The 15,040-nt window shown below is 61.5% G+C and carries 14 protein-coding genes; 5 read left to right on the top strand and 9 right to left on the bottom strand.

Annotation, left to right across the window (positions count from 1 at the left end; all coding sequences use genetic code 11):
• Positions 1 to 34 precede the first annotated feature (34 nt).
• On the bottom strand, positions 35 to 754 hold the full coding sequence (locus ACYVB7_RS10755; RefSeq protein ID WP_460507299.1) for a Crp/Fnr family transcriptional regulator: 720 nt from the start codon (positions 752 to 754) through the stop codon (positions 35 to 37).
• 843 nt (positions 755 to 1,597) lie between these two features.
• Here ACYVB7_RS10755 and ACYVB7_RS10750 point away from each other — a divergent pair.
• Positions 1,598 to 3,241 (top strand): hypothetical protein, encoded by a 1,644-nt coding sequence (locus tag ACYVB7_RS10750; RefSeq protein WP_460507296.1) that lies wholly within the window; start codon positions 1,598 to 1,600, stop codon positions 3,239 to 3,241.
• A gap of 63 nt (positions 3,242 to 3,304) precedes the next feature.
• On the opposite strand, the gene ACYVB7_RS10745 is transcribed toward ACYVB7_RS10750, so the two are convergent.
• Both ACYVB7_RS10745 and lexA read right to left on the bottom strand, forming a co-directional pair.
• The gene (locus ACYVB7_RS10745; protein ID WP_460507293.1) at positions 3,305 to 4,321 is read right to left on the bottom strand and encodes a D-2-hydroxyacid dehydrogenase family protein; all 1,017 of its coding nucleotides are present in this window, start codon (positions 4,319 to 4,321) and stop codon (positions 3,305 to 3,307) included.
• Positions 4,322 to 4,383: 62 nt separating this feature from the next.
• The gene (gene lexA, locus ACYVB7_RS10740) at positions 4,384 to 5,070 is read right to left on the bottom strand and encodes a LexA family protein (RefSeq protein WP_460507291.1); all 687 of its coding nucleotides are present in this window, start codon (positions 5,068 to 5,070) and stop codon (positions 4,384 to 4,386) included.
• Positions 5,071 to 5,149: 79 nt separating this feature from the next.
• Between lexA and ACYVB7_RS10735 the strand changes: the two genes are divergently transcribed.
• Positions 5,150 to 6,115 (top strand): asparaginase, encoded by a 966-nt coding sequence (locus ACYVB7_RS10735; RefSeq protein WP_460507289.1) that lies wholly within the window; start codon positions 5,150 to 5,152, stop codon positions 6,113 to 6,115.
• A gap of 56 nt (positions 6,116 to 6,171) precedes the next feature.
• On the opposite strand, the gene adk is transcribed toward ACYVB7_RS10735, so the two are convergent.
• From adk to ACYVB7_RS10705, 6 genes are all read right to left on the bottom strand, one after another.
• Complete coding sequence (gene adk / locus ACYVB7_RS10730) at positions 6,172 to 6,828, bottom strand: nucleoside monophosphate kinase (RefSeq protein ID WP_460507287.1); 657 nt, start codon at positions 6,826 to 6,828, stop codon at positions 6,172 to 6,174.
• Between the two features lie 104 nt (positions 6,829 to 6,932).
• Positions 6,933 to 7,748 carry a 3-deoxy-manno-octulosonate cytidylyltransferase gene (gene kdsB / locus ACYVB7_RS10725; protein WP_460507285.1) on the bottom strand — a complete coding sequence of 272 codons (816 nt, stop codon included), beginning with the start codon at positions 7,746 to 7,748 and terminating at the stop codon, positions 6,933 to 6,935.
• A gap of 2 nt (positions 7,749 to 7,750) precedes the next feature.
• Positions 7,751 to 7,975, bottom strand: a complete 225-nt coding sequence (locus ACYVB7_RS10720; protein WP_460507282.1) for a Trm112 family protein — start codon at positions 7,973 to 7,975, stop codon at positions 7,751 to 7,753.
• Positions 7,956 to 9,086, bottom strand: a complete 1,131-nt coding sequence (gene lpxK, locus ACYVB7_RS10715; RefSeq protein WP_460507280.1) for a tetraacyldisaccharide 4'-kinase — start codon at positions 9,084 to 9,086, stop codon at positions 7,956 to 7,958. The genes ACYVB7_RS10720 and lpxK overlap by 20 nt, the downstream gene beginning before the upstream one ends.
• Before the next feature lie 19 nt (positions 9,087 to 9,105).
• Complete coding sequence (locus tag ACYVB7_RS10710) at positions 9,106 to 9,546, bottom strand: ExbD/TolR family protein (protein WP_460507277.1); 441 nt, start codon at positions 9,544 to 9,546, stop codon at positions 9,106 to 9,108.
• 3 nt (positions 9,547 to 9,549) lie between these two features.
• Positions 9,550 to 10,188: a MotA/TolQ/ExbB proton channel family protein gene (locus ACYVB7_RS10705; RefSeq protein ID WP_460507274.1), complete on the bottom strand. Its 639-nt coding sequence runs from the start codon at positions 10,186 to 10,188 to the stop codon at positions 9,550 to 9,552.
• Between the two features lie 340 nt (positions 10,189 to 10,528).
• On the opposite strand from ACYVB7_RS10705, the gene xseA reads away from it, so the two are divergent.
• The 3 genes from xseA (at position 10,529) to ACYVB7_RS10690 (ending at position 14,968) form a co-directional block, all read left to right on the top strand.
• Entirely contained in the window at positions 10,529 to 11,815 is a 1,287-nt protein-coding gene (xseA, locus tag ACYVB7_RS10700) for an exodeoxyribonuclease VII large subunit (RefSeq protein WP_460507272.1), read from the top strand.
• 67 nt (positions 11,816 to 11,882) lie between these two features.
• Entirely contained in the window at positions 11,883 to 12,464 is a 582-nt protein-coding gene (locus tag ACYVB7_RS10695) for a superoxide dismutase (RefSeq protein ID WP_460507270.1), read from the top strand.
• Positions 12,465 to 12,733: 269 nt separating this feature from the next.
• On the top strand, positions 12,734 to 14,968 hold the full coding sequence (locus tag ACYVB7_RS10690; protein ID WP_460507268.1) for an NADP-dependent isocitrate dehydrogenase: 2,235 nt from the start codon (positions 12,734 to 12,736) through the stop codon (positions 14,966 to 14,968).
• Positions 14,969 to 15,040 lie beyond the last annotated feature (72 nt).

The following is a 15,040-nucleotide window of genomic DNA, read 5'->3' as shown; positions in this document are numbered from 1 at the left end:
GCGGCATTTCCGCTGGTGTAAGGACGGAGGTGACTCAGGTTTCTGCTTCTGAAATCTGCAACAGTCGTTCCCGCTGCCGTACCACCAAGCCCCCTGGCTCTATCCGAATGGCACCTTCTCTTTCCATTGCTTTGAGTTCCTGGTTCACTCTTTGCCTTGAAGCTCCCAGCAGTTGCGCCAACTCTTCCTGTGCCAGCTGCAGGCCAATCCGGGTTTCGCTTCCGTCGGCCAAGCAAGGAACGCCATAACTCCTGACCAAGTGCAGAAGCTGCTTGGCGAGCCGGGATCTCAACGGCAACGTGTTCAGGTCTTCCACCAGTCCGAACAGGGTTCGAATGCGCCGAGCTTGAAGGCGCATCAGCGCTTCGTAGAGCTCCACATGGGTGGCCAGAATCTTTTGGAAATCCGTTCGAGCGACACACAAAAGTGTGGTGACTCCGTGTGCATAGGCATCGTGCGTGCGCTGATTGCCGTCGAAGATGGCCACGTCCCCAAACCACACGCCTGGCTCGACATAGGTCAGTGTGATTTGCTTCCCCGACAGGGATGTGGAACTCACTCGGACGGCGCCTTTGGCAACAGCGGTCCACTCCGAGGGCGGGTCGCCCCTGGCGGTTATAAGATCGCCATCTTTGTATCGTTTGACGTAAGCGCATCGGAGGATGTCGTGTCGAAGTGAGGGGGAGAGTGCGCAGAACCACCGACCGGAGTTGATGGCCTCGCGTTCTTCCATTGTCAGAATGGGTTCATCCATGTGCTGTCCTGTCTGTGACTGTGGGTTCCTTGGATTGTCACCATCGAGACCATCGCGTTACCCCTGAGAGGACGAGGTTTGGTGTCTCGAGGGTGTCAGTGATGCGGAGAACGGCCCCCTGATCTCTCCTTTTCGTCAACAAGGCCAACCTTGCACATGTCCGTGCAGGTCTACTGTGTCAGAATCCCGTCATATGAAGGGCGAGGGTCTATGGTGAGAAAGGTGCTGGTCGGCAGTTGGGTGTGCTTGGCTTCTGCCGGTAGCTCTGCACTGTCTCTGGGGGCGCTTGAGGGCCACGCGGTCATTGGGCGTCCGCTGAGGGTGGTGTTGCCTGTCACTGCTGCGGCATCGGAGTCAATCAGTCCGTTGTGCCCAGTTGTCAGGGTCTATTTTGCTGACAATTTGCTGCCTGCAGCCCAAGTTCGGATTGAAGCTTTGGCCGATTCGTCGGGTGGTGGTTCTGCCACACGCGTGGAGGTCAGAACTTTAACGCCGTTGCTGGAGCCGTTTGTCCGCTTGGAAGCCGTGGCAGGGTGTGGGAATCAGTACTCCCGCTCATACACGTTGCTTGCTGAATTGCCTTCGGTGGATTTGGGGTCAACACCTGTTCCTAAGGCCCCTGGGGTTGGGGCAACGGGTGCGGCGATTTCTCCCACTGCGTCTGGTCCGGGTCAATCACCGTTACTTGCTCCCATCGGGATGGGCGCGAGAAATCGATCGGAGTCTGGTGATCGTTCTGTGGGGGCTCCTGTGGCACGGCAAGGCGCGGGGCTGGATGGTCGCGTCAAGCGTCGTCCATCCAATTCGCCTGCAACCCCCGGGGCTGCCGTGGCGCACTTGACATTGGATCCGCTTGAACTGCTGACCGCTGTGTCTGGCTCGACCCCCGTTTTGCGGATGTCCCCGGAGTTGAATCTGGGCGCAACCGATGCTGAGGAGTCTTCTCCTGCATTGGAAAACCGTCGTTCGGCTGCAGCGGCCTTATGGAACGCATTGAACGACTCGCCTGAGTCGGTGGTACAAGTCAAAGCTCAGGCACAAGCATCAGCAGCCGAAACTCGCCAACTGAAGGCAGCCATTGCGTCTGCTCGTCAAGCAGAACAAAACGCCCTGCTGCAAGCGGAAGAGGCAAAAAATGCGGTGTATACCCATCCACTCACGTTGTCCGCGATCTTCGGATTTGTGGCCGCTGCATTGGGCATGGGGTTGTTGTGGCGTCGTCAACGGGATGCCGGTGGCCGGAGCGTTTGGTGGCAGCGTCCCGGTGTGCCAAAAAATACAGAGAATGTCCAAACCGCAGGCCTGGGTGCGAGGGTATCCGCAAAATTAATGGGCTTGGCGAAATCGACCCCAAAGAGGGGGGGCGGTGAGTCGCAGATTGACATTGACATCGACACCCTGTTGCCGGACCCTGGAGCCACCCCTTTTGAAAGGGAGCATGAACTGGAGACGGGGCACCCATCGGAGTTTCTTGAGTCGCGGCCTGATGTTTCTTCTCCGTCAGACTTCTTGGCCAGCACGTTGGCGGACGGTGGACGCTCGGTGGCGACCGAGGAGCTGCTGGATCTGCAGCAGCAGGTTGAGTTCTTCATTTCTCTCGGGCAGGCAGACCATGCGGTTGAGGTGCTTGTCAATCACCTCTCCGACAGCCATGAGCCCAGCCCGCTGGCGTATCTTGACTTGTTGAAGCTCTACCACGAGTTGGGTCGTCGTGACGAGTATGAAAGTCTTCGCACGGAGTTCAACCGCTTGTTTCGCGGTGGGGCTCCGGGGTTTGATTCTTACTCTCACTCGCGACGGGGGTTGGAGCGCTATGAGTCAGCCATGAGCCGCATACAGAGCTTGTGGCCCCGTCCCGAGGTCTTGGATGTCATTGAAAGGTCCATTTTTCGCCAAGAAATGGCCGATCAAGACATGGTGTTCGATTTGGAGGCGTATCGCGAGTTGCTGTTGTTGTACTCGGTGGCCCGTGAGTTGAATGTGCCCCACGACGAACTCGCCGTTGGGGGGCAGGCAAAGAGTCACAAAGCCGTCGCAGGTGAAAGCGGAGTCACAGAGTCCGGAGAAGAAACAGAGCTTTCTCCGTTGCCGATCTCTGTGCCCACGTCTGCAGCTCGACCCGAGTCGCAGGTGATTCGGGGTGACGGATTGTCGAACAGCGTTCACGGCGATCTCGTGTTGTCAGCGCCTGTCGTCGTGAATGCCCCTTTGGACATTGATTTGTCGACTGCATTCGACCTCCCGGACGCATCTTTACCCGTGGCGGGCGTCATTGATCTGGATTTGGGTGCTGAGATTTCCGCAAATGGCTTGACGGCGTCAGGCGCCTCTGTGCCACGCCGAGCGAATGTGCATGGTGGTGGCGTGGGGGGAGCTCAACCTGCTGAACCAACCTCCGGGCGGGACGATGCGTCCCTGGGTGGGCTGGACTTTTCGGCGCTCGTGGACCAACCGTTGGTCATTCGCAAGAGTGGTGAACGCTTGTGAGGTGACAAAGGATTCCGCGGAGGAAGAGCTCTTTCCCGTGTCGATGTGGTTGGACTGCCGACTTCAAGGTGTTCGGCGACTGAGTTGCATGGCTCCCGGATTCACAATGTTCGTGGGTGTGCCTTTGATGAAGTTCACCACGTTGTCAAAGGCGTGACTGAACAGCAACTCGTAGTTCTGCTGTTCCACGTAGCCAATGTGGGGGCTGCAGATGCAGTTTTCCAATCGCAACAATGCGTGCCCCTGGAGAATGGGTTCAGTCTCAAAGACGTCTATGGCCGCCATGCCGGGGTTGCCTCGGTTGAGTGCCGTCAACAGTGCATCGGCTTCGATGATCTCGGCACGAGAGGTGTTGACCAACAGGCTGGTGGGTTTCATGCGTGCCAAATCGTCTGCGGTGACACAGTGTTCGGTGGTTTCAGAGAGACGAAGGTGAAGAGACAAGACATCGCTCTCTTCAAAAAGCTGTGCTTTGGAGTCACAGATGGCATACCCATCGGCCATGGCACGTTCGCGTGAAGATTCGCTGCCCCAAACCAGAACGCGCATTCCGAATGCCATGCCGTAAGAAGCAACGATGGAGCCAATCTTGCCGTAGCTCCATATGCCCAGCGTCTTGCCTCGGAGCACTTGGCCCAGGCCAAAGTTGGCTGGCATGGACTGGGATTTCAGGCCTGCTTGCTGCCACGCACCGTGTTTGAGGTTGGCAATGTACTGTGGCAGCCGTCTGCTGGCTGCCATGATCAATGCCCACGTGAGTTCGGCAGGGGCAACCGGTGAGCTGACGCCTTCAGCCACCGCAATGCCCCGCTCGGTGCAAGCGGCCACATCGATGTGTCGTCCCACCCGCCCTGTTTGCGCAATCAACTTCAGTTTGGGGAGTTTGTCGACCAGTTGCCGTGTGATGGGGGTCCGTTCTCGGATGAGAACCAGGATGTCTGCATCACGCAACCGCACGGAGAGTTGTCCCACGCCCTTGACCGTGTTGGTGAAGACCTTGGCGGGATATTGCTCCAGTTTCTCTGCACAGGCGAGCTTTCGCACGGCATCTTGGTAGTCATCCAGGATCACAATGTTCATGTGTCACATTGTGCCTTGCTGGGGTTGCCTTCACGACCCAAGGGCTCAGAGACTGTTGTTTGTTACATCAGCATGCTGTTGCGGATGAGCCCCACGGCCAAGCCTTCGATCTCGAACGAATCGTTGGCTTGAACATGGATGGTGGGGAAATCAGGATTCTCGGCATGCAGTTCAATGCCCGTTGCGCCACGCCAGAAGCGTTTGACCGTGACATCGTCACCCAAACGGGCCACCACAATCTGGCCATTTTTGGCGTCTTTGGTCATGGAGACGGCCAAAAGGTCTCCGTCCATGATGCCGGCATCTCGCATGGACATGCCTCGGACCTTGAGCAGGTAGTCGGGTTTGCGCGGAAAAAGGCTGCTTTCCACATGGTAGGTTTGATCCACGTGCTCTTGAGCCAAAATGGGCGACCCCGCTGCAACCCGTCCAATCAATGGCAGGACCAGCTGCATCAGCCCGGGCGCGGGTAGGGTCATCTGTTGAAGCCTGGACTCGTGGATGGATCGGAGTGTGTCCGACTTGAGGCGGATGCCACGTGACGTTCCGCTGACCAGTTCAATGACGCCTTTGCGGGCCAGTGCTTGCAAATGTTCTTCTGCAGCGTTGGCCGATTTGAAGCCCAACTCCGCGGCGATTTCGGCGCGAGTGGGGGGGGCTCCAGTGCGTCTGACAGCGTTTTGGATGAGGTCCAGGATTTGCTGCTGCCGGCTGGTCAGCTTGACGGTGGCGCAAGACGGTTCGTCCATGATGGGGCTCCATGGGGTGGGTGTTTTGTGATTTTATACAGTATCTGTATTTTTTAACAGCTTTGAAAATGGAGACAGCATGAAACAACGGCGTTTGCTGGTTTTGGGCACGGGCGGCACGATTGCGGGGCGATCCACTGTGGCGGGGGACAACGTGGGTTACCGGGCGGGCGAGGTGTCGGTGGACGACTTGCTGACCCCGTTGCAAGCACACCTCAGCCTGTTGGACGGATGGACGGTTGAGGCTGTTCAGGTGGCACAGCTGGACAGCAAAGACATGGACGAGACCACGTGGATGGCCTTGGCGCATGCCGTCCACACTGCTGTGACAGACCCCACCGTGGGGGCCGTGGTGATCACGCATGGCACCGACACCCTGGAAGAAACCGCCTATTTCCTGTCTCGGGTGGTGCCCGCGGACAAGCCCGTGGTCCTGACCTGCGCCATGCGGCCTGCCTCGGCATTGTGTCCAGATGGCCCGCAAAATCTGTTGGATGCGCTGGCGGTGGCGGTGTCTGACGAGGCCCAAGGGGTGTGGGTGGTGGCCTCGGGACGCATTCACGCGCCGGACCGCGTGACCAAAGTACACCCTTACCAAGTGGATGCCTTCAGCTCCGGTGAAGCGGGCGTTGTGGGCTGGGTGGAAGAGGCGCAGGTGCGGTGGTCTGGCGACCAACCTCGCGTGTCACGAACCTGTGTGCCGTTGGCGAAACTGGACCCGCCGTGGCCCCGGGTGGAGGTGGTGTTCAGCCATGGAGGGGCGAGCGCTTCGATGTTGGCATCCCTTGTGGATGCCGCGCCGACGGGTGCCGCGGATGCGGTGCAAGGCCTGGTGGTGGCCGGAACGGGCAACGGCACCATTCACCAGGCGTGGATGCCTGGGTTGACGCGCGCGATGGTGCGAGGGGTGACGGTGTGGCGGACGACCCGTTGCACAGCGGGCTCCGTGGTGGAGGGGGCGGGGGCGGCCATTCCTGCGGTGGCTTTGCCGCCGTTCAAGGCCAGGTTGGAACTGGTGCTGCACTTGGCCCAGCAACGCCCATGAAAAAAAGGCGCCGCCCCGTTGCCGGGGTGGCGCCTTGTGGCGTCAGGGTGAGCGCTTCAGTTGCTCAATGCAGCGAATGCGCGGGCCGTGATGTCTTCCACCGAGCCCATGCCGCTGATGGCGCGGTATTGGGGTGCGGCCTCCGGTTCTGCGGCTGCCCAGTTGCGGTAGTAGTCCACCAGCGGGCGGGTTTGTGAGCTGTAGACGTCCAGGCGCTTCTTGACGGTTTCTTCCTTGTCGTCTTCGCGTTGCACCAGGGGTTCGCCGGTCACATCGTCCACACCCTCGGTTTTGGGGGGGTTGAACTTGACGTGGTAAGTGCGGCCCGATGCGGGGTGCGAGCGGCGTCCGCTCATGCGCTCGATGATGGCGTCGAACGGCACGTCGATTTCCAGCACATAGTCCAGCTTGACACCGGCCGCTTTCATGGCGTCTGCTTGGGGGATGGTGCGGGGGAATCCGTCGAAGAGGAAGCCATTGGCACAGTCGGACTGGGCAATGCGTTCCTTCACGAGGTTGATGATGAGGTCATCGCTGACCAAACCGCCCGATTCCATCACGGCCTTGGCCTGAAGGCCCAGGGGCGTGCCCGCCTTGACGGCGGCGCGCAACATGTCGCCGGTGGAGATTTGGGGAATGCCGAACTTTTGGCAGATGAACGCGGCCTGGGTGCCTTTGCCAGCACCGGGAGCCCCCAAAAGAATGAGTCTCATGTGTGTCCTTGTGAGTTTGTCAGCGTAGCTATCAAAAAGCAGCTTAACACGCCTCTCCACAGAGGAGGCTTACACGGCATGGGCAGGGAATGCCGCGGAACCGGTCAGGCGAGGGGGGCCAGCAATGCACGAACCCGTGCCAGGTCTTCGGGCGTGTCCACGCCGGGCGCGGGCGCGGTGTCGGACAGGTGCACGGCAATCCGCTCCCCATGCCACAGCACGCGCAACTGTTCCAGCATCTCGGTGTGTTCCAGGTCGCACGAGGGCAGCGACGGAAACTGTCGGAGGAAACCCGCCCTGTAGGCATAGATGCCCACATGCCGCAACGGCCGTAGGCGGGGCGCCGAATCGGCCGTCCATACAGGCGGATTGGGGGGCTGCATGCCGTCACGCCACCAGGCGATGGGCGCGCGGCTGAAGTACAGCGCATGCCCGTGCCGGTTGGTGACCACCTTGACCACGTTGGGGTTGATGAAATCCTGCCCGTCGGCCACCGGATGGGCTGCTGTGGACATGACGCAGTTCACTTGTTCCTGCAACGTGCGGGCCACGGCGTTGATGAGGGCGGGGCTGATGAGGGGCTCGTCGCCCTGGACGTTGACCACTGTGGCGTCGGAAGGCAGGGCCAGCAGGTCGCAGGCTTCGGCCAGCCGATCGCTGCCGGATGGGTGATTGGCGCGGGTCATGACCACGGACACCCCGTGGGCCTGACAGGTGTCGACGATGCGGGGGTGGTCGGTGGCCACCACCACGCGTGACGCGTTTGACAAGGCGGCTTGCCGGGCCACCCGGACCACCATGGGCAAGCCGTGGATGTCGGCCAGGGGCTTGTCGGGCAGGCGGGTGGAGGCCAGGCGTGCCGGGATCAGGACACAGAAATCCGAGGCAGCGGCGCAGTGGCCCTGAGCGTCGCTCACCATGGTCAGGCCGCAGGCAGGGCGGTGGAGGCGCTGCCGCCCTGACGCACGGACTCGGCTTCGTCGTCACTGATGGATCGCGCTTCCTGTTCCAGCAGGATGGGAATCCCATCGCGCACGGGGTAGGCCAGCCGGGCACTGAGCGAGAGCAATTCGGTGCGTTGGGCGTTGAAACGCAGCGGGCCTTTGGTCACCGGGCAGACCAGGAGTTCAAGCAGTTTGGGGTCCATGGGGCGATGATAGCCGTGCGTCCACCGCGGCATAAAAGTCGGTTTCAGGCTCCAGCACCAACGGCACCGCCCAGGCGTCCGGGCCGAGGGGGGCTGAGCCCGGCCCATGGGCAGGCGTGGAGGACAGGAACGGGAACAGTTTGACCGCGTCCTTTTCAGTCAAAAATAGCCTCTCGCTCTTTATTTGATTGAATAGTTTGCTATTGAATTCGGAATCAAAAGCGTGGTGATCGTTCAAGGCCCAGGTGTGTGACAGCCGTGCGCCGCGGGCGCGGAGCATGTCGAAGAACGCATCCGGGCGGGCGATGCCCGCCAATGCGTGGCATGGGGCGTCGTCCAGAAGGGTTTGAAGCGCCACCCGCTGCCCCAGGGGGTTGCGTGCCGTGTCGGCCAGTGCGCGGCGGGCGTGGAACAGCGGCATGCCAGGGGGGAGCGGGGGGGCTTCGGTGGCGTTGGGGGGTAAGCCAGGGGCGTCGGTGGGCGCGAACAGTGCCACATCACCCGGGCGGGTGGTGGGCGTGGGCCACGGTTGCCGCAGCATCCCGGCGGGCAGCAACCAGCCGTTGCCAATACCGCGGTCGTCGAACACCAAGATCCGCACGTCAGGTTGCAGCGAGAGGTCCTGAAGGCCATCGTCGCAAATCAGCACATCCACCTGAGGGTGTTGGGCCAGCAGGTGTTGGGCCGAGGTCGTCCGGTCGGGGCCCACCACCACGGGCACCCCGGTGGCTTGGTGGATGAGCAAAGGCTCGTCACCCACTTGCACCGCGGGCGAGTCGGTGCGGACCAGGACGGGGACATCAGGTTGTCCCGCGGGTCGTTGGCGACCATGCCCTTTGGACACCACGCCCGGGCGGCGCCCTTGGCGCAGCCAGTGTTGCACCAGGGCGATGGTGGTCGGGGTTTTGCCTGCGCCGCCCACCACCACGTTGCCCACCACCACCAAGGGCACGGGCAGGGGCTGCGGCCTGGAGGCCATGCGGTAACGCCATTCGCGCAGCCGCCACAGCGCGTGGTAGACCTGCGACAGCGGCCACAACAGGCGGGCCAGGCCGCCGCGGCGCTGCCAAGCCCTCAGCAACCCGGATTGCCAGGTGGGGTGGTCGGGCATGGCGTTGGGGGAGGGGGGGTCAGGGCCGATGGCCGACCGACGACGACTCTGCTGACGACTGGGTGGAGAAGGTGATTTGGTTCAGCCCCGTGCGGCGGGCCGCGTCCATGACGCTCACCACCGCCTGGTGGGTGGCTGATGCATCGGCCGCAATGACGATGACGGACGCCCGGTCATCCTTGGCGGCTTCCGCCAGGGCCTCGGACAATGCGGCCACGGAGGGGCGATCCAGCACGGTCTTGTCCACCGAAATGCGGTTGTCCCGCCCCACTTGCACGTTGATTTCGTGGGGCCGTTGACGGGTCTGCTCGGCATCGGCCACGGGCAGGTTGACTTGCAGCTCGGACAACTGGCTGTAGGAGGTGGTCAGCACCAGAAAGATGAGCACCACCAGCAGGATGTCGATGAAGGGAATGAGGTTGAGCTCGGGCTCATCCTGGTGGCCTGAACGGAAGTTCATGGCTCAGTGCCCCTTGATCAGCAGCAGGTGGCGCATCAGCCGTTCGGACGACAGCTCCATGGTGAGCAAGTAGCGGTCCACGCGAGAGCGGAAGTAGCGCCAGAACAGCAGGGTGGGGATGGCAATCATCAAGCCAAACGCGGTGTTGTACAGCGCAATGGAAATGCCACTGGCCAGCTGCATGGGGTTGGCCGTGCCTTGTCCGGCCGCGGCGCTGCCCACCTGGGCACCGAAAATTTCAATCATCCCCACCACCGTGCCCAGCAGACCCAGCAACGGGGCGGCAGAGGCAATGGTGGCCAAGGCTCCGAGGTAACGCTGAAGGTCAGCGGCTACCTCCCGGCCTTTGCCTTCCATGGTGGAGCGCAGGCTGGCTTCGTCCACCCGGGGGTTGCGAATGCACTCGCGAAAACCTTCGGCCAGGACCGCGCCCAACGCCGAGTTGGCGGCCAGTTGGTCAACAATGTCGGACGGTGGCAGGCGGTGTTCGGACACTGTCAAAGCCTCGTCCAGCAGTTTGGTGGGGGCGATGCGGCTGGTCTTGAGGCTGACAAAGCGCTCAATGACCAGGGCCAAGCCCACGATGGAACACAGAATCAGGGGCCAGATGGGCCAGCCAGCGGCTTGGATGATGGACAGCAAGGGACTCTCTCCGGGTGCATGAAGCTGCGCGGATTATGGCCCACGGCATGCCCCACCCCGGTCGAGGACATGCTCCCCATTTTCTGTGGATAACTTTGTTGAAAACCCTCAGAACAACCGCTTCAAAGCCAGCATTTGCGCGGGTTTGAACACGTTGGTTAAAAAACAGGCAAAGGTAAAACGCTTAAAAAACAATAGCTTAGGATCACGGTTCGGGCTGTATCGCCTGCTCTGCTTTCTGAACCGCCGCAAAGCCTTGGCTGTGGACAGAGCCCCTTGCCCGATGCCCGTGGCCGCACACTTTCATGCTCCTTTTTCCGTTGCACAGCCCGTTTTGAACATGAGTTTTTCCGCCCCCATGCCCCCCGACTTGTCTTCAGCCGCCTGGCCGGTGGGGACGCTGGTCCGTGCCGTGGCCGACACCCTGGCGGCCCGCTTCAATCCCGTGCGGGTGGTGGGGGAGGTGTCGTCATTCACCCGGGCTGGCAGCGGGCACTGCTATTTTTCCCTCAAGGACGATGACGCCCAGCTGCGCTGCGCCATGTTTCGCCGGGCTGCCGAAACCTTGGCTCGCCTGCCCGCCGACGGCGAGCGGGTGGAGGTCACCGGGCGCTTGGACCTGTATGGCCCCCGCGGTGACCTGCAGCTGATCGTGGAGAAGCTGGTGCCCGCAGGGCAGGGCGCATTGCTGGAGCGGTTTTTGCGGCTGAAAGCCAAGCTGGAGGCGGAAGGGCTGTTCGACGACGACCGCAAACGCCCCTTGCCCCCCGTTCCGGTCTCCATCGGGGTGGTGACATCGCTGGGGGCGGCGGCGTTGCGCGATGTGTCGTCCACCTTGCAGCGGCGGGTGCCACACATCCCGGTGTCGGTGTTTCCGGCCACGGTGCAAGGGGCGGGGGCACCGGCTGAGCTGTGCGCCGCGCTGGAGGCAGCCTACCAATGCCATGCACAGACCGGCCACCCGCAGGTGTTGCTGCTGGTGCGTGGCGGCGGGTCGCTGGAAGACCTGTGGGCGTTCAATGACGAGCAACTGGTGCGCACCCTGGCGCGAGCCCCCATGCCTGTGGTGAGTGGTGTGGGCCACCAGACCGATTTCACGCTGGCGGACTTTGTGGCCGACCTTCGCGCACCCACCCCCACCGCGGCGGCAGAGTTGTGTGCCACCGACCGGGCCACGCTGCTCAACGTGGTGCAGGCGTTTGAGCAGCAGTTGCTGCGCGCGACCGAAGATGCTTTGGATCAGCGGGCTCAGCGGCTGGATCAACTGGCGCAGCGCTTGCGTCAGCCGTCCGAACTGCTGGCGCGCCAGCGGCTGCGGCTGGAAACGCTGGCGCAATCGCTGCAACACGCCGTGCACCTGAAAGCAGAGCAAAAAGTCCAATACTTAAAAGCGCTAGAGCCTGTTTTTGTTGACAAAATTCAGCGCCACTTGGAAGGGCAGCACCACCGGCTGGACCGTTTGGGTGTGGCGCTGGCGGCCATGGACCCGGCGTTGGTGCTGCAACGTGGGTATGCCTGGCTCAGTGGCCCCGACGGGCAGGCGGTGACCCGCGCGGCGCAGACCGCCCCTGGGCAAGCCCTGGTGGCTCACCTTGCCGATGGTGAGGTTGATTTGCGAGTGTTGTGAAGGGCCATACCGCCTTTCCTACAATCTTTGTTTCCCTAGTTGCAGAACACCACCACGAGAGGTCCACATGGAACACACCCTTCCCCCGCTGCCGTTTGCCATTGACGCCCTGGAACCCCACTACAGCAAGGAAACGCTGGAGTTCCACCATGGCAAGCACCACAACGCCTATGTGGTCAACCTGAACAACCTGCAAAAAGGCACTGAGTTCGAAACCAAGACCCTGGAAGAGATCGTCAAGACCTCCAGCGGCGGCATCTACAACAACGCCGCGCAGATCTGGAACCACACCTTCTTCTGGAACTGCATGAAGCCCAATGGCGGCGGTGAACCCTCCGGTGCGTTGGCTGCCGCCATCAACGCCAAGTGGGGCAGCTACGCCGCGTTCAAGGAAGCGTTTGTCAAGAGCGCCGTGGGCAACTTCGGCTCGGGCTGGACCTGGCTGGTCAAGAAGGCCGACGGCTCGGTGGACATCGTCAACACCGGCGCAGCAGGCACCCCGTTGACCACCGCCGACAAGGCCCTGCTGACCGTGGACGTGTGGGAACACGCCTACTACATCGATTACCGCAACCTGCGTCCCAAGTTCGTGGAAACCTTCCTGGACAAGCTGGTGAACTGGGGTTTTGCCGAAGCCAACTTCGCCTGATCCAGGCCAGTCAGGCTGATCCTTCAGTCCAAACGCCCGGGGCTTGTTCCCGGGCTTTTTTTTGCCTGCGCACGCCGGTTCTGTCCGGGTTGAGCGGGGCCGGGGCAAAAAAACTCAAATTTTTCGCTGGGAATTTCGAAATATGAAATTTCAGTTCAAAAAATGAAGTTCGGGTCAGAGCGTTGAAAGCAAAATTGCCCACGATCCACCGATTCAACTGACCGCCACCCGGCCAGGCGAATGCCTACAACGATCAACGGAGCCAACCCATGTCCAGTTCATCATCCACCATCATCTACACCCTGACCGACGAAGCCCCGCTGCTGGCCACCAGCTCTTTCCTGCCCATCGTCCGCACGTTTGCGGCGCCGGCCGGGGTGACGGTGGAGACCAGTGACATTTCGGTGGCTGGGCGCATCTTGGGTCAGTTCCCCGAGTTCCTGAGCGAAGAGCAGCGCGTTCCTGATCATCTGGCCGAGTTGGGCAAGCTGACGCTCAAGCCCGAAGCCAACATCATCAAGCTGCCCAACATCAGCGCTTCGGTTTCCCAGCTCAAGGCCGCCATCAAGGAACTGCAAGACAAGGGCTACAAGATCCCCGACTTCCCGGAAAGCCCCAAGACCGACGAAGAAAAGGACATCCGCGCCCGCTACAACAAGTGCATCGGCAGCGCGGTGAACCCGGTGCTGCGTGAGGGCAACTCCGACCGTCGCGCCCCCAAGGCCGTGAAGGAATACGCCCGCAAGAACCCCCACAGCATGGCCGAGTGGAGCCAGGCCTCCCGCTCGCATGTGTCGCACATGCACCATGGCGACTTCTACCACGGCGAAAAGTCCTTGACCCTGGACAAGGCCCGTGATGTGAAGATGGAGCTGATCACCAAGAGCGGCAAGACCATCGTCCTGAAGCCCCTGACCAAGCTGTTGGACCGCGAAGTCATCGACAGCATGTTCATGAGCAAGAAGGCCCTGCTGGCCTTCTACGAAAAAGAGATCGAAGACGCCCGCAAAACCGGCGTGATGTTCTCGCTGCACGTCAAGGCCACCATGATGAAGGTGTCCCACCCCATCGTGTTCGGCCACTGCGTCAAGATCTTCTACAAGGAAGCGTTCGAGAAACACGCCAAGACCTTCGAAGAGCTGGGTGTGAACGTCAACAACGGCATGGTGGACCTGTACACCAAGATCGAGAACCTGCCGCAAAGCCAGCGCGACGAAATCAAGCGCGACCTGCACGCCTGCCACGAGCACCGGCCCGAGCTGGCCATGGTGGACTCTGCCAAAGGCATCACCAACTTCCACTCACCCAACGACATCATCGTGGACGCCTCCATGCCCGCCATGATCCGCAACGGCGGCAAGATGTGGGGTGCCGATGGCCGCTTGAAGGACGTGAAGGCCGTGATGCCCGAATCGACCTTTGCCCGCATCTACCAGGAGATGATCAACTTCTGCAAGTGGCACGGCGCGTTCGACCCCAAGACCATGGGCACGGTCCCCAACGTGGGCCTGATGGCCCAGCAGGCCGAGGAATACGGCTCGCACGACAAGACCTTCGAAATCAGCGAAGACGGTGTGGCCAACATCACCGACATCAACACCGGTGAAGTGCTGCTGAGCCAGGAGGTGGAAGCCGGTGACATCTGGCGCATGTGCCAGTGCAAGGACGCCGCCATCCGCGACTGGGTGAAGCTGGCCGTCAACCGTGCCCGCAACTCCGGCATGCCCGTGGTGTTCTGGCTGGACCAGTACCGTCCGCACGAAGCCCAGCTGATCACCAAGGTCAAGATGTACCTGCACGAGCACAACACCACCGGTCTGGACATCCAGATCATGAGCCAGGTGCGTGCCATGCGCTACACCCTGGAGCGCGTCATCCGCGGTCTGGACACCATCAGCGCCACTGGCAATATCCTGCGCGACTACCTGACCGACCTGTTCCCCATCATGGAACTGGGCACCAGCGCCAAGATGCTGTCCATCGTGCCCCTGATGGCCGGTGGTGGCATGTACGAAACCGGTGCCGGTGGTTCTGCGCCCAAACACGTGCAGCAGCTGGTGGAGGAAAACCACCTGCGTTGGGACTCGCTGGGCGAATTCTTGGCGCTGGCGGTGTCGCTGGAAGATTTGGGCATCAAGAACAACAACCCCCGCGCCAAGCTGCTGGCCAAGACGCTGGATGCCGCCACCGGCCAACTGCTGGACAACAACAAGAACCCCAGCCCCAAGACCGGCCAGTTGGACAACCGCGGCAGCCAGTTCTACCTGGCGCTGTACTGGGCACAAGCGCTGGCCGCGCAGACCGAGGATGCCGAACTGGCCACCAAGTTTGCGCCCCTGGCCAAGCAACTGGCCGACAACGAGCAGGCCATCGTGGCCGAGCTGGCCGCGGTGCAAGGCAAGCCCGTGGACATTGGTGGCTACTACATGCCCGACGCAGAGAAACTGGCGGCGGTGATGCGCCCCAGCGCCACGCTGAATGCGGCGCTCGCCTCCATGGCCTGACTGCGACAACCAACAAAAAAGCCCGGAGACCTTTGGTCTTCGGGCTTTTTTTTGTGGGCGTGACCCGTTCTG

The organism is Hydrogenophaga soli (assembly GCF_054777695.1).
The sequence above is the reverse complement of the archived record's forward strand: the minus strand, read 5'-3'. Positions and strand labels throughout refer to the sequence as shown.

What these genes read in the sequence shown, in the direction of transcription:
- ACYVB7_RS10755 (WP_460507299.1), bottom strand. Translation starts at nt 754, where the DNA reads ATGGATGAACCCATTCTGACAATGGAAGAACGCGAGGCCATCAACTCC.
- ACYVB7_RS10745 (WP_460507293.1), bottom strand. Translation starts at nt 4,321, where the DNA reads ATGAACATTGTGATCCTGGATGACTACCAAGATGCCGTGCGAAAGCTC.
- lexA (WP_460507291.1), bottom strand. Translation starts at nt 5,070, where the DNA reads ATGGACGAACCGTCTTGCGCCACCGTCAAGCTGACCAGCCGGCAGCAG.
- ACYVB7_RS10735 (WP_460507289.1), top strand. Translation starts at nt 5,150, where the DNA reads ATGAAACAACGGCGTTTGCTGGTTTTGGGCACGGGCGGCACGATTGCG.
- adk (WP_460507287.1), bottom strand. Translation starts at nt 6,828, where the DNA reads ATGAGACTCATTCTTTTGGGGGCTCCCGGTGCTGGCAAAGGCACCCAG.
- kdsB (WP_460507285.1), bottom strand. Translation starts at nt 7,748, where the DNA reads ATGGTGAGCGACGCTCAGGGCCACTGCGCCGCTGCCTCGGATTTCTGT.
- ACYVB7_RS10720 (WP_460507282.1), bottom strand. Translation starts at nt 7,975, where the DNA reads ATGGACCCCAAACTGCTTGAACTCCTGGTCTGCCCGGTGACCAAAGGC.
- lpxK (WP_460507280.1), bottom strand. Translation starts at nt 9,086, where the DNA reads ATGCCCGACCACCCCACCTGGCAATCCGGGTTGCTGAGGGCTTGGCAG.
- ACYVB7_RS10710 (WP_460507277.1), bottom strand. Translation starts at nt 9,546, where the DNA reads ATGAACTTCCGTTCAGGCCACCAGGATGAGCCCGAGCTCAACCTCATT.
- xseA (WP_460507272.1), top strand. Translation starts at nt 10,529, where the DNA reads ATGAGTTTTTCCGCCCCCATGCCCCCCGACTTGTCTTCAGCCGCCTGG.
- ACYVB7_RS10695 (WP_460507270.1), top strand. Translation starts at nt 11,883, where the DNA reads ATGGAACACACCCTTCCCCCGCTGCCGTTTGCCATTGACGCCCTGGAA.
- ACYVB7_RS10690 (WP_460507268.1), top strand. Translation starts at nt 12,734, where the DNA reads ATGTCCAGTTCATCATCCACCATCATCTACACCCTGACCGACGAAGCC.